The sequence below is a fragment of the Streptomyces sp. P13-3-3 genome, assembly GCF_050571355.1.
In the GTDB taxonomy this organism is placed as follows: domain Bacteria; phylum Actinomycetota; class Actinomycetes; order Streptomycetales; family Streptomycetaceae; genus Streptomyces; species Streptomyces althioticus.
Window position 1 is genome coordinate 2,775,283 of the sequence record NZ_CP192228.1, and the last position, 12,505, is coordinate 2,787,787.

Annotated in this window: 10 protein-coding genes; 3 read left to right on the top strand and 7 right to left on the bottom strand. The window is 73.6% G+C overall.

Translation table 11 applies throughout. The features are described from left to right. Nucleotides 1–83: 83 nt before the first annotated feature. Nucleotides 84–494 (top strand): roadblock/LC7 domain-containing protein, encoded by a 411-nt coding sequence (locus ACQZOG_RS12670; protein ID WP_033277219.1) that lies wholly within the window; start codon nucleotides 84–86, stop codon nucleotides 492–494. Between the two features lie 139 nt (nucleotides 495–633). Continuing rightward, nucleotides 634–1,656, top strand: a complete 1,023-nt coding sequence (locus ACQZOG_RS12675) for a DUF6397 family protein (protein WP_058915632.1) — start codon at nucleotides 634–636, stop codon at nucleotides 1,654–1,656. Nucleotides 1,657–2,031: 375 nt separating this feature from the next. Here the strand turns inward: ACQZOG_RS12675 and ACQZOG_RS12680 are convergent, their stop codons facing one another. Both ACQZOG_RS12680 and ACQZOG_RS12685 read right to left on the bottom strand, forming a co-directional pair. Beyond that, on the bottom strand, nucleotides 2,032–2,898 hold the full coding sequence (locus ACQZOG_RS12680; protein ID WP_365164680.1) for an acyl-CoA thioesterase: 867 nt from the start codon (nucleotides 2,896–2,898) through the stop codon (nucleotides 2,032–2,034). 19 nt (nucleotides 2,899–2,917) lie between these two features. Continuing rightward, complete coding sequence (locus ACQZOG_RS12685) at nucleotides 2,918–5,431, bottom strand: DEAD/DEAH box helicase (RefSeq protein WP_037643657.1); 2,514 nt, start codon at nucleotides 5,429–5,431, stop codon at nucleotides 2,918–2,920. Between the two features lie 145 nt (nucleotides 5,432–5,576). On the opposite strand from ACQZOG_RS12685, the gene ACQZOG_RS12690 reads away from it, so the two are divergent. After that, a complete protein-coding gene (locus ACQZOG_RS12690) occupies nucleotides 5,577–6,371 on the top strand; it encodes a metal-dependent hydrolase (protein WP_058915631.1) in 795 nt (264 codons plus the stop codon). Between the two features lie 22 nt (nucleotides 6,372–6,393). Here the strand turns inward: ACQZOG_RS12690 and ACQZOG_RS12695 are convergent, their stop codons facing one another. From ACQZOG_RS12695 to ACQZOG_RS12715, 5 genes are all read right to left on the bottom strand, one after another. Then, entirely contained in the window at nucleotides 6,394–6,666 is a 273-nt protein-coding gene (locus ACQZOG_RS12695) for a type B 50S ribosomal protein L31 (protein WP_033277223.1), read from the bottom strand. A 51-nt stretch (nucleotides 6,667–6,717) separates the two neighbouring features. Further along, nucleotides 6,718–7,188, bottom strand: coding sequence for a DUF5709 domain-containing protein (locus ACQZOG_RS12700; RefSeq protein ID WP_033277224.1), 471 nt, complete (start codon nucleotides 7,186–7,188; stop codon nucleotides 6,718–6,720). A 1,023-nt stretch (nucleotides 7,189–8,211) separates the two neighbouring features. Further along, nucleotides 8,212–9,993, bottom strand: coding sequence for an ABC transporter ATP-binding protein (locus ACQZOG_RS12705; protein ID WP_033277225.1), 1,782 nt, complete (start codon nucleotides 9,991–9,993; stop codon nucleotides 8,212–8,214). Beyond that, nucleotides 9,990–11,834, bottom strand: a complete 1,845-nt coding sequence (locus ACQZOG_RS12710) for an ABC transporter ATP-binding protein (protein WP_359670972.1) — start codon at nucleotides 11,832–11,834, stop codon at nucleotides 9,990–9,992. Before ACQZOG_RS12710 ends, ACQZOG_RS12705 begins: the two co-directional genes overlap by 4 nt. A 169-nt stretch (nucleotides 11,835–12,003) precedes the next feature. Further along, nucleotides 12,004–12,492, bottom strand: coding sequence for a MarR family winged helix-turn-helix transcriptional regulator (locus tag ACQZOG_RS12715; protein ID WP_037638312.1), 489 nt, complete (start codon nucleotides 12,490–12,492; stop codon nucleotides 12,004–12,006). Between the last annotated feature and the right edge of the window lie 13 nt (nucleotides 12,493–12,505).

Consider the following 12,505-nt stretch of genomic DNA (forward strand, 5'->3'; position numbering starts at 1 on the left):
GTGGGGAAGGCTGGCGCAGGGACCCTCCCGACCGGAGGGACGACACACGGGGCACACGGGGACAACAGGGGGAGACACACGACATGGGGCAGAACCAGGGACTCGACTGGCTGCTGGACGACCTGACCCAGCGCGTCGAGCACGTACGGCACGCGCTGATCCTCTCGAACGACGGCCTGGTGACGGGGGCGAGCACGGGCCTGCGCCGTGAGGACGCCGAGCATCTCGCCGCCGTCTCGTCCGGGCTGCACAGCCTCGCCAAGGGCTCGGGGCGGCACTTCGGCGCGGGCGGGGTGCGCCAGACGATGGTGGAGTTCGACGAGGCGGTGCTCTTCGTGACCGCCGCCGGCTCCGGGAGCTGTCTGTGCGTGCTCAGCGGCGCCGAGGCCGACATCGGCCACATCGCCTACGAGATGACACTGCTCGTCAACCGGGTCGGCGAGCATCTCGACGTCGACACCCGACGCCCACCGGAGCCGGGCACGGACGTCTGACCTGCGGATGCATTGGCCCTGTGGAGGAGGCGGCGGAGGTTTTCCACAGGGTGGACACGGAGGGTGACGGAACGGCTACTGTCTTTCCCGGAGCGGGCGCAACCGGCGCCGGCTCTCCATACGCACGGGGGAGACGAGCATGGCCCGACAGCGGACCACCATCACGCAGCGCACGGTCACGGCTTTCGACACGGGTGTCGGCCAGGTCGCGGCGGCCAAGGACGATTCCTGGGTCACGACCGGCCGCGCCGCCCGGGAACTGGGGCTGAGGCGCACCGAGTTCGACCTGGGCGTGCGACTCGGGCGCATCCGCGCGGAGGCCGGAAGGGCTTCGGGGGAGCGTCGGGTCGCCCGGGCCGAGATCGAGCGGCTGCGGGCCGGCCCCGGCTTCCCCGAGGCGCTGCGCCGCAGCGTGCACGCCGTGGGCACCGCGGAAGGCGCCGACCTGCTGGGGGTGGCGAAGACCCGCTTCACCCGGCTGGCGAGGCTCGGCCTCCTGGTGCCGGTGGCGTTCCACCTGAACCGCTACCGCGCCGTGGTCTGGCTCTATCTCGCGGACGAACTACGGCTGTTCGGCGACGACGAGAAGCATGCGGCGCTGCTGACCGGGCGCATGCCCGAAGGGCTGCGCGGTCTGCTGGACTCCGGGATCGACCTGCGGCCCCGCAACTGGCGCAGCAGGCACCTGGGTTTCCTGCTCCGGGAGGCGGAGGGCCCTTGGGCCCGTGCGGGCGCGGTCGCGTCGTTCCTCGACCCGCTGCACGTGGCGCAGGTGGTGCGTGACCCGTACGACCGGTCTCGTCTCCACACGTTCCGCCGCCGTCCCCCCGGCGGTGCGAACCCCGAATCGCCGGGGGCGCGGATCGCGGCGGACCTCATGACGGCCCGGGACGACGACGAGATCGCCTGGCTGCGGGCCGACCTGGCCCGCCTGGTGGACGAGGCCAGGACCCACCACCCGGCGCCCCGGCCGTCCACGTCGTGCCGCCCGACGTCCGCGCCCGAGCCACTTGTGTCCCGCCGGCCGGTACTCGGGCCTCCACCGGCCCGACCCGCCGCGTCAGCTCGCCCGGACACCCCGGCCGCCGCCGACCGCGCCAGACGCCGAGGCCTGCTCACCCGCTGGCGCCACAGGTCCGCCCGGACAGCGACACGTCCGTGAGGCCGGCTGGCTGGTGCCTCGGGGCGCCCGTGACGACTCACCTTGCCGCATCCAGCGGCGGCCGGAGCCGCCGACGGCCCGTGTGCGGACGGGACACCGGATGGCGCGAGTGGCGCGGGACGCCCGTGAACGGGCGACGCCGGGCGGTTCGCTTTGCACTCGGCGGCGGCCGGAGCGGCCGGCGGCCCGCGTGCGGGCGGGACACCGGTGGCACGGGCCGGCCCGGGCGCCCGTCCGCGCGTGCCGCTTGGCGGCACGCGATGCCGCACCCAGGGGCGCCCTGCCCCGTCCAGCGTCCGTTCGCGGGCGGGGCGCCCGTGCCGTGGGTGTCCGGAGCCGCCGCAGCGTTTCGGCGCCCCCGCGCCGTCCGCGGACCTACAGCGCCCGGAAGAGCCCCTCCTGCACGACCGAGACCAGCATGCGGCCCTCCCGGTCGTAGATCCGGCCGCGGGCCAGACCGCGGCCGCCCGTGGCGATGGGGGACTCCTGGTCGTACAGGAACCACTCGTCCGCACGGAACGGCCGGTGGAACCACATCGCGTGGTCCAGCGACGCCATGTCGAACCCGCGGGGACCCCACAGCGGCTCCACCGGGATCCGCACCGCGTCCAGCAGCGTCATGTCGCTGGCGTAGGTCAGCGCGCAGGTGTGCACCAGCGGGTCGTCGCCGAGCGGCCCGACCGCACGCATCCACACCGCGCTGCGCGGCTCCGCGCCCTCGACCTCGTCCGGCTTCCAGCGCAGCCGGTCGACGTAGCGGATGTCGAAGGGCTGGCGGCGCGCCATCCGCTCCAACTGCTCCGGCAGCGCGCCCAGATGCTCCCGGATCTCGTCCGCGACCGTCGGCAGCGACTCGGGGTCCGGCACCTCGCGGGCCGGAGGCAACTGGTGCTCGAAGCTCCCCTGTTCAGGCTTGTGGAAGGAGGCGGTCAGATTGAAGATCGTGCGGCCCTGCTGCACGGCGGTGACCCGGCGGGTCGTGAACGACCTGCCGTCCCGCACACGTTCCACCTGGTACACGATCGGCACCCCGGGCCGGCCCGGGCGCAGGAAGTACGCGTGCAGCGAGTGCACCGGGCGGTCGCCCTCAGCGGTGCGGCCCGCGGCGACCAGCGCCTGGCCGGCGACCTGCCCGCCGAAGACCCGCTGCAGGGACTCCTGCGGGCTGCGGCCGCGGAAGATGTCGACCTCGATCTGCTCCAGGTCGAGCAGGGCGACGAGGCTCTCGGCCGGGTTCGTCATGGGTGCGTCTCCCCTGTGCTCACAGCTGGCCGACGTCGGTGACCCGCACGACGGCGCGGCCCTCGGCGTCGGAGGCGGTCAGATCGACCTCGGCGCTGATGCCCCAGTCGTGGTCGTCGTTCGGGTCGTCGAAGATCTGGCGGACCCGCCACAGCCCGTTCTCCGGCTGCTCGTCGATGATGAGCAGCTTGGGCCCGCGCGCGTCGGGACCGGTGCCGAGTTCCTCGTACTCGTCCCAGTACTTGTCCATCGCCTCGCCCCACGCGTCGGCGTCCCAGCCGGACTCACCGTCCAGCTCGCCGAGCGCGTCCACCTGGTCGAGGGCGGCGAGTTCCACGCGGCGGAACATGGCGTTGCGGACGAGGACACGGAAGGCGCGGGCGTTGGCGGTGACCGGCTTGACCTGGTCGGCCTTCTCCTGGGCCTCCTCGGCGGTCATCTCCTCCGGGTTCGCCAGCTGCTCCCACTCGTCCAGCAGGCTGGAGTCGACCTGGCGCACCGTCTCGCCCAGCCAGGCGATCAGGTCCTCCAGGTCCTCCGACTTCAGGTCGTCGGGGATGGTGTGCTCCAGCGCCTTGTAGGCGCTCGCGAGGTAGCGCAGCACGATGCCCTCGGTGCGGGCCAGCTCGTAGTGGGACACCAGCTCCGTGAAGGACAGCGCCCGCTCGTACATGTCCCGGACCACGGACTTCGGCGACAGCGGATGGTCGCCGACCCACGGGTGGGACTTGCGGTACGTGTTGTACGCGTGGAAGAGCAGCTCCTCCAGCGGCTTCGGGTAGGTGATGTCCTGGAGGCGCTCCATGCGCTCCTCGTACTCCACCCCGTCGGCCTTCATCGCGGCGACCGCCTCACCGCGCGCCTTGTTCTGCTGGGCGGCGAGGATCTGCCGCGGGTCGTCCAGCGTGGACTCCACCACGGACACCATGTCCAGTGCGTACGACGGCGATTCGGGGTCCAGCAGCTCGAACGCGGCCAGCGCGAACGTGGACAGCGGCTGGTTGAGCGCGAAGTCCTGCTGCAGATCCACGGTGAGACGCACGATGCGCCCCTCCGCGTCCGGCTCGTCGAGCTTCTCGACGATGCCGCCGTCCAGCAGCGAACGGTAGATGGCGATCGCCCGCCGGATGTGGCGGAGCTGCTGCTTGCGCGGCTCGTGGTTGTCCTCCAGCAGGTGGCGCATCGCCTCGAAGGCGTTGCCCGGCCGGGCGATGACCGACAGCAGCATGGTGTGGGTGACGCGGAAGCGGGAGGTCAGCGGCTCCGGCTCGGACCCGATGAGCTTCTCGAAGGTCTGCTCGCTCCACGCGACGAACCCCTCGGGAGCCTTCTTGCGCACCACCTTGCGGCGCTTCTTCGGGTCGTCACCCGCCTTCGCCAGCGCCTTCTCGTTCTCGATGACGTGCTCCGGCGCCTGGGCCACCACGAAGCCCTCGGTGTCGAAGCCGGCCCGCCCTGCGCGCCCCGCGATCTGGTGGAACTCACGCGCCCGCAGCGTGCGCACCCGGTTGCCGTCGTACTTGGTGAGCGCGGTGAACAGCACCGTACGGATGGGGACGTTGACGCCCACACCGAGGGTGTCGGTGCCGCAGATGACCTTCAGCAGACCGGCCTGCGCCAGCTTCTCCACCAGGCGCCGGTACTTGGGCAGCATGCCGGCGTGGTGCACGCCGATGCCGTGCCGCACGTAACGGGACAGGTTGCGGCCGAACTTGGTGGTGAAGCGGAAGTTGCCGATCAGGTCGGCGATCTTGTCCTTCTCCTCGCGCGTGCACATGTTGATGCTCATCAGCGCCTGCGCCCGCTCCACGGCCTGCGCCTGCGTGAAGTGCACGATGTACACCGGCGCCTGCCGGGCCTCCAGGAGGTCGGTCAGCGTCTCGGTGAGCGGCGTGTACCGGTACTCGTACGACAGCGGCACCGGCCGGGTCGCGGAACGGACCACCGCGGTGGGCCGGCCGGTGCGGCGGGTGAGGTCCTTCTCGAAGAAGGAGACGTCGCCGAGCGTCGCCGACATCAGCACGAACTGCGCCTGCGGCAGCTCCAGCAGCGGGATCTGCCAGGCCCAGCCGCGGTCCCCCTCGGCGTAGAAGTGGAACTCGTCCATCACGACCTGGCCGACGTCGGCGTCCTTGCCGTCGCGCAGCGCGATCGAGGCGAGCACCTCGGCGGTGCAGCAGATCACCGGGGCGTCGGCGTTCACGGACGCGTCGCCGGTGAGCATGCCGACGTTCTCGGTGCCGAAGATCTTGCAGAGTTCGAAGAACTTCTCCGAGACGAGCGCCTTGATGGGGGCGGTGTAGAAGGTGACCTCGTCCCGGGCCAGCGCCGCGAAGTGGGCGCCCGCGGCGATCATGCTCTTGCCGGAGCCGGTGGGCGTCGAGACGATCACGTTCGCCCCCGACACCACCTCGATCAGCGCCTCCTCCTGGTGCGGATAGAGGGTGAGCCCGCGCTCCTGCGCCCACGACTCGAAGGCTTCGTACAGGGCGTCGGGGTCGGCGTTCGGCGGCAGCTGATCGATGAGGGTCACCACCCCATCTTGCCTGCCCACTCGCCCGATGCGGGAATCGGCTGTCGGCTCGAAGATCACTACCGCTACGCTGTGTCGCCGGCGCAGCGTCAGCGTCCCCGGTCAACCGGGCGGCGGCGAAAGAGGAATGGGGCGGGCACAGGCCATGATGGGACCAGCACACTCACTGTCGGGCGCCGCGGCCTGGCTCGGGGTCGGAGCGGCGACCGCCGCGGCCGGACACCCGATGCCCTGGCCCGTGCTGCTGGCCGGTGCGCTGATCTGCGCCGGGGCCGCACTCGCCCCGGACCTGGACCACAAGTCCGCCACCATCTCGCGGTCCTTCGGCCCGGTCTCCCGCTGGCTGTGCGAGATCGTCGACAAGCTGTCCTACGCGGTCTACAAGTCGACGAGGAAACCGGCCGACCCCCGTCGTTCGGGCGGTCACCGCACCCTCACCCACACCTGGCTGTGGGCGGTCCTCGTCGGCGGCGGCACCTCGGTGCTGGCGATCACCGGCGGCCGCTGGGCGGTCCTGTTCATCTTGTTCGTGCACATGGTGCTCGCGATCGAGGGCCTGCTGTGGCGGGCGGCGCGCGGCTCGAGCAGCGACGTGCTGGTGTGGCTGCTGGCGGCGACCAGCGCCTGGATCATCGCGGGCATCCTCGACGAGCCCGGGAACGGGGCGAGCTGGCTGTTCACCGATCCCGGTCAGGAGTACCTGTGGCTGGGCCTGCCCATCGTGCTCGGCGCGATCGTGCACGACATCGGGGACGCGCTGACCGTCTCCGGCTGCCCGATCCTGTGGCCCATACCCGTGGGCCGCAAGCGCTGGTACCCGATCGGCCCGCCGAAGGCCATGCGGTTCCGCGCCGGCAGCTGGGTGGAGCTGAAGGTGCTGATGCCGGCGTTCATGCTGCTGGGCGGGGTGGGCTGCGCGGCGGCGCTCAACGTCATATAGAGCGCGATTGTCGGAGGGCGGGTCAGCTGCCGCTCGCGCCGCCCTCGCCCCCTTCACCGCCGTAACGGCGCTGGAAGCGGGCGACGCGGCCCTCGGTGTCCACGGTCCTGGCCTTGCCCGTGTAGAACGGGTGGCTCTCCGAGGAGATCTCCACGTCCACCACCGGGTAGGTCTCGCCGTCGTCCCACTCGATGGTCTGCCCGCTGGACGCGGTCGACCGGGTGAGGAAGGCGTAACCGGCGGCCCGGTCACGGAAGACGACCGGGTGGTAGTCGGGGTGCTTGTCCTTCTGCATGGGTGCTCCTCGGGCGGCTGGGTTCCGCGAGCGCGGCCGGAAACGGCGGGGTCAGCCGGGCAGGCTGTCCTCGTCGACGATGTGCACGGCGGCCTCCTCGGCGGAGGCGGCGGCGCCGTCGATGCCCACGTCGTAGGCGACCAGCGCCTCCTCGTCGTCCTCGTGCGCCCCTTCGTCGGGGGCGACGAGCCGGCCGGAGCGTGCCGCACCGACCTCGTTGTCCAGGAGTTCCCCGTCGGTGCCGGTGGAATCACCGACGCCGTCGTCGTCCGGCACGGTCATGTCCGGCAGCTCCTCGGCCAGCCGCTGCTCCAGCGTCTCGCCCTCGTGCTGCTCGGCGGCGGTCACACCGTAGTGCTCCACGGCCAGGGGCCGCTCGGGAGGGGACCAGCCCCGGTCGAGGGGGTCGGCGACACCGTCGGTCTCCAGCGTGTCCTCGGCGTCCAGCAGTCCGGCGTCGTCCTGGATCTCGGACGCGTCGGGCTGGTAGACGTCGTCTCCCCAACCGTCACCGCTGTTCACGGACACCTCCAGGGGGTGGGGCGGGCCGCGTCGCCCGCCGTGGCCCGCACCGGGCCGTCTCCACGGGCATCGGACCCGCCAGGACCCGATCACCGGGCCCGGACGCTCCCGTAGCCGATGCCTGCTTCCAGCCTTCCACCGGATCTCCCGACCCCGCAACGCCACGCGTGACGACCGGCGCGGGCCGGCCCGCTGTCCCGCGCGCCGTCGCCGCCACGCTGTGCGGCGCACGGCAGGTGCCGGCCGGCCCGTTCACGAACCGTGCGCGGGGTGTGGGCCCACCCGCCGACGGCGGCGCGCCACACCGCCGGCCGACGGCGAGGCGCCTCGCCGCTCCGGGAGGCGAGCGACCCCCGTCGCGGGCCGCCTGCCCCGATCACCGGTTGCGGGCCGCCTGCCCCGATCACCGGTTGCGGGCCACCCGCCCCAATCACCGGTTGCGGGTCCCCGCCCCGATGCCTCCGGTCGCGGGTCACCTGCCCCCGGGGCCACCGAACTGCGGGACACCGCGCTCCGAGGTCACCGAGCTGCGGGTCACCGTGCCCCGAGGCCACCGGGTGTAGGGGCCGCGCCCCGCCCCCGGGCTGCCCCGCCCCGAGGACGCCGTGTCATGGGACGCCCGCCCTGAGGACGCCGTGCTGCGGGACGGCCGCCCGAGGGCGCTGTGCTGCGGGGCGCCCGCTCCGAGGACACCCGCCACCCCGGGGGCCGCCCTCCCCCCGGGCTGCCCCGCCCCGGGACGCCGTGCTACGGCACGCCCGTCCTGAGGACGCCGCGCTGCGGGACGCCCGCTCCAAGGACGCCGGGTCGCGGGGCGCCCGCTCCGAGGACGCCGGGTTGCGGGGCGCCCGCCCTGAGGACGCCGCGCTACGGCACGCCCGCCCCGAGAACACCCCCCTGGGGCCGCCCCGTCACCGAAGGTCGCCCTGCCCCTGGGCTGCCCCGCCCCGCGGACCCGCCGCCCGGGACGCCCCGCGATCGAACGGTCCCTCGCCCCAGGACAGCCCGGGGCGCGAGCCCCGGTTACCCGTGCCAGCTGCGCCACAGTGCCGCGTACGCCCCGTCCGCCGCGACCAGTTCCTCGTGGCTGCCCAGTTCGCTGATGCGGCCGTTCTCGACGACGGCGATGACATCCGCGTCGTGGGCCGTGTGTAGGCGGTGCGCGATGGCGACGACGGTGCGGCCGTCGAGGACGCTGGCCAGGGACCGCTCCAGGTGACGTGCCGCGCGCGGGTCGAGCAGCGAGGTCGCCTCGTCGAGGACCAACGTGTGCGGGTCGGCCAGCACCAGCCGGGCCAGCGCGATCTGCTGCGCCTGCGCCGGAGTGAGCGCGAACCCGCCGGAGCCGACCTCCGTGTCGAGGCCGTCCTCCAGCGCCCGCGCCCACGCGTCCGCGTCGACCGCGCCGAGCGCCGCCCACAGCTCGGCGTCCTCCGCGTGGGTGCGGGCGAGCCGCAGGTTGTCGCGGAGGGAGCCGACGAAGACGTGGTGCTCCTGGTTGACGAGGGCGACGTGGGAGCGGACCCGTTCCGCGGTCATGCGGGACAGTTCCGCGTCGCCGAGGGTGACGCGTCCCTCCCGGGGCGCGTAGATCCCCGCGAGCAGCCGGCCCAGCGTGGACTTGCCCGCGCCGGAGGGACCCACCAGGGCCATCCGGGTCCCCGGCGGCACCTCGAGGGACACCTTGCGCAGGACGTCAACGCCCTCCAGATAGCCGAAGTGCACGGTGTCCGCCCGCACCCGCCGCCCCTCGGGCGTCATGTCCGGGTCCCCGGCGTCGGGCTCGATGTCCCGGACGCCGACCAGCCGGGCCAGTGACACCTGCGCGACCTGCAGTTCGTCGTACCAGCGCAGGATGAGCCCGACCGGGTCCACCAGCATCTGTGCGATCAGCGCGGCCGTCGTCAGCTGGCCGACGCCGATCCAGCCCTGGAGCACGAACACCCCGCCGATCATCAGGACCGACCCGAGGACCGTGACGTGGGTGACGTTGATGACGGGGAACAGCACCGAGCGCAGCCACAGCGTGTAGCGCTCCCAGGCCGTCCACTCCCGCACCCGCTGGTCCGTCAGCGCCACGCGGCGCGGGCCGAGGCGGTGCGCCTCCACCGTCCGCCCGGCGTCCACGGTCTCGGCGAGCGCGGCGGCCACCGCCGCGTACCCGGCAGCCTCCGAGCGGTAGGCGCCGGGCGCCCGGCGGAAGTACCAGCGGCAGCCGGCCACCAGCAGCGGCACGGCGACCAGCACCGCCGGCGCCAGTTCCGGCGCGGTGACGATCAGGCCGCCGAGCAGCAGGGCCACCCACACCACGCCGATCGCCAGCTGGGGCACGGCCTCGCGCATGGCGTTGCCGAGCCGGTCGATGTCGGTGGTGATCCGCGACAGCAGATCGCCGGTGCCGGCGCGTTCCAGCACGCCCGGCGGCAGTCCGACCGACCGCACCAGGAAGTCCTCGCGCAGGTCCGCCAGCATCCGCTCGCCGAGCATCGCCCCGCGCAGCCGCACCTGCCGCACGAACCCCGCCTGCATCACGAGGGCGGCGACGAACACCGTCGCAGTGAGTCCCAGATGCAGGTCCCGCGCGCCGGACGAGACCCGTTCCACGAGCCCGCCCAGCAGGTACGGGCCGACCATCGAGGCGATCACCGCGACCGTGTTGACGGCGACCAGCAGCACGAAGGCCCGCCGGTGCCGGCGCAACAGCTCGGCCGCGTACGCGCGCACGGTCGCGGGCGCGCCCACCGGCAGCGTGCTGGCCGCCGTCGGGGCCGCCGGGTCGTACGCCGGTGGCGCGACGCCGATCATGCCGTCTCCTCGATCTCTTCGAGCGTTTCCAGTTCCTCGAGGCCGTCAGGCGCCTCGTCCGTGCGCCGCCCGCCCTCGTCGACGCGGAGCGCGGCGGACGACGCCGTCTCTCCCTCCGTCTCGCGGGTCACCACGGCCCGGTAGCGGGGCTCGGTGCGCACCAGCTCCCGGTGGCCGCCCACCGCGACGACCGTGCCCTCGTGCAGGAACACCACCCGGTCGGCGCGGTCCAGCAGGAGCGGGGACGAGGTGAACACCACCGTGGTGCGTCCGGACCGCAGGCCGCGCACACCCTCGGCGACGCGCGCCTCGGTGTGCGAGTCGACGGCCGAGGTCGGCTCGTCCAGCACCAGCACCTCCGGGTCGGTGACCAGGGACCGGGCGAGCGCGAGCCGCTGGCGCTGCCCCCCGGACAGCGACCGCCCGCGTTCGGTGACGCGGGCGTCCATCGGGTCCTCGGCGCCCAGCGACCCCTGGACCAGCGCGGCCAGCACGTCCTGGCACTGCGCGGCCTCCAGCGCCGCCCCCGGGGCCACCGCGCCGGACGCGGGCACGTCGAGCAGCTCCCGCAGCGTGCCGGAGAGCAGCACCGGGTCCTTGTCCTGCACCAGCACGGCCGTACGGGCGCTGTCCAGCGGCAGTTCGTCGAGGGGCACCCCGCCGAGCAGCGCCGAGGTGCCTTCCTCCGCGGCGTGCCCGCCGAGCCGTTCGGCCAGCCGTCCCGCCGCGTCCGGGTCCCCGCACACCACGGCGGTGAGCAGCCCGGACGAGGCGCACAGCCCCGTCTCCGGGTCGTACAGGTCGCCCGCCGGGGTCTCGGCGGCGCGTGTGCCGGCGGTGTCCGTGGCCCGCTCCAGCGACAGCACGCGCGCGGCCCGCCGGGCCGAGGGGCGCGAGAAGGAGTACGCCATCGCGATCTCCTCGAAGTGCCGCAGGGGGTAGGTCAGGAGCATCACCGAGCTGTAGACGGTGACCAGTTCACCGACGTCGATCCGGCCGTCGCGGGCCAGGCGGACGCCGTACCAGACCACGGTGATCAGCAGCAGGCCCGGCAGCAGCACCTGGACGGCCGCGATCAGCGACCACATGCGCGCGCTGCGCACGGCGGCCTGGCGGACCTCCTGCGAGGCGCGGCGGTAGCGGTCGAGGAACAGGTCCTCGCCGCCGATGCCGCGCAGCACCCGTAGTCCGGCGACGGTGTCCGAGGCGAGTTCGGTGGCCCGTCCGGCCTTCTCGCGCTGGACGTCCGCGCGCCGGGTGGCCCCGGGCAGCAGCGGCAGCACCGCGAGCGCCAGCACGGGCAGTCCCACGGCGACGACGACGCCCAGGGCGGGCTGGTGGACGAGGAGGCCGACGGTGACGACGACGATGGTGACCGCGGCGGCGGTGAACCGGGACAGGGCCTCCACGAACCAGCCGATCTTCTCCACGTCACCCGTGGAGACCGCGACGACCTCGCCCGCGGCCACCCGCCGGGTCAGCGCGGAGCCCAGCACGGCGGCCTTGCGGCCCAGGAGCTGCTGCACCCGGGCGGCGGCGGTGATCCAGTTGGTGACGGCGGCGCGGTGCAGGAAGGTGTCGCCGGCCGCGACGCCCGCGCCGGCCAGTGCCAGCAGCCCGCCCGCCAGCGCGAGCCCCCCGCCGGAGCGGTCGACCGCGGCCTGGACGGCGGCGCCGACGCAGAACGGCAGCGAGGCCACGGAGGCGAAGTGCAGCAGGCCCCAGGCCAGCGCCTTGAGCTGTCCGCCCAGCTGGTTGCGGAAGAGCCACCACAGGAATCGAGGACCCGAACGGGCGTCGGGCGCGCCCGGATCGGGATAGGGAAGGTCGTGAATCTGCATGGTGTCCCAGGGGCTCGGAGCAGGGCCGCGGACGTCCTCGGACGGCGGCAGCAAACCGTGACAGGTTGACTCCGTCACCAGCCCCTGGGCAACTGGTTTTCCCGGCCGCGGCCCGGGTGCGGGACACGTGCATCCCTCCTGGGACGTGTGCGTCCGGGGCGAGCGGGCGTCAGTTCCCGCCGTTGCCCGGCCGCTGAGCCGCGCCCTCCTCGCAAGGCGGTCCCGGCGGACCGTCGACCAGGGTGTTCAGAAGGTCCCCGAGTTGCTCCCGCTCCCGTTCGCCCAGCGGGGCGAGGATTTCCGACGCCGCCGCCCGCCGCGCCGCGCGCAGTTCGCGGAGCGTCTCGCGGCCCTCGTCGGTCAGCTCGATGCGGATCACCCGCCGGTTGGCCGGATCCGGGACCCTGCGCACCTTGCCGTGCGCCTCCAGCCCGTCGACCAGCGTGGTCACCGCGCGGGGCACCACCTCCAGCCGCTCCGCGAGATCGGCCATGCGGGGCGGCGAGCCGTAGTGCGCGAGGGTGCGCAGCAGCCGGGACTGGGCAGGAGTGATGCCGAGCTCGCGCCGCTCCAGATGGCGTTTCTGGATGCGATGCACCCGGCGGGTGAGCCGGAGCAGCTGCTCGGCCAGCAGGCCGTCGGGGTCGGGGGCGGTCATGCGGGAACATTAT

What these genes read in the sequence shown, in the direction of transcription:
- ACQZOG_RS12690 (WP_058915631.1), top strand. Translation starts at nt 5,577, where the DNA reads ATGATGGGACCAGCACACTCACTGTCGGGCGCCGCGGCCTGGCTCGGG.
- ACQZOG_RS12680 (WP_365164680.1), bottom strand. Translation starts at nt 2,898, where the DNA reads ATGACGAACCCGGCCGAGAGCCTCGTCGCCCTGCTCGACCTGGAGCAG.
- ACQZOG_RS12715 (WP_037638312.1), bottom strand. Translation starts at nt 12,492, where the DNA reads ATGACCGCCCCCGACCCCGACGGCCTGCTGGCCGAGCAGCTGCTCCGG.
- ACQZOG_RS12670 (WP_033277219.1), top strand. Translation starts at nt 84, where the DNA reads ATGGGGCAGAACCAGGGACTCGACTGGCTGCTGGACGACCTGACCCAG.
- ACQZOG_RS12675 (WP_058915632.1), top strand. Translation starts at nt 634, where the DNA reads ATGGCCCGACAGCGGACCACCATCACGCAGCGCACGGTCACGGCTTTC.
- ACQZOG_RS12705 (WP_033277225.1), bottom strand. Translation starts at nt 9,993, where the DNA reads ATGATCGGCGTCGCGCCACCGGCGTACGACCCGGCGGCCCCGACGGCG.
- ACQZOG_RS12695 (WP_033277223.1), bottom strand. Translation starts at nt 6,666, where the DNA reads ATGCAGAAGGACAAGCACCCCGACTACCACCCGGTCGTCTTCCGTGAC.
- ACQZOG_RS12710 (WP_359670972.1), bottom strand. Translation starts at nt 11,834, where the DNA reads ATGCAGATTCACGACCTTCCCTATCCCGATCCGGGCGCGCCCGACGCC.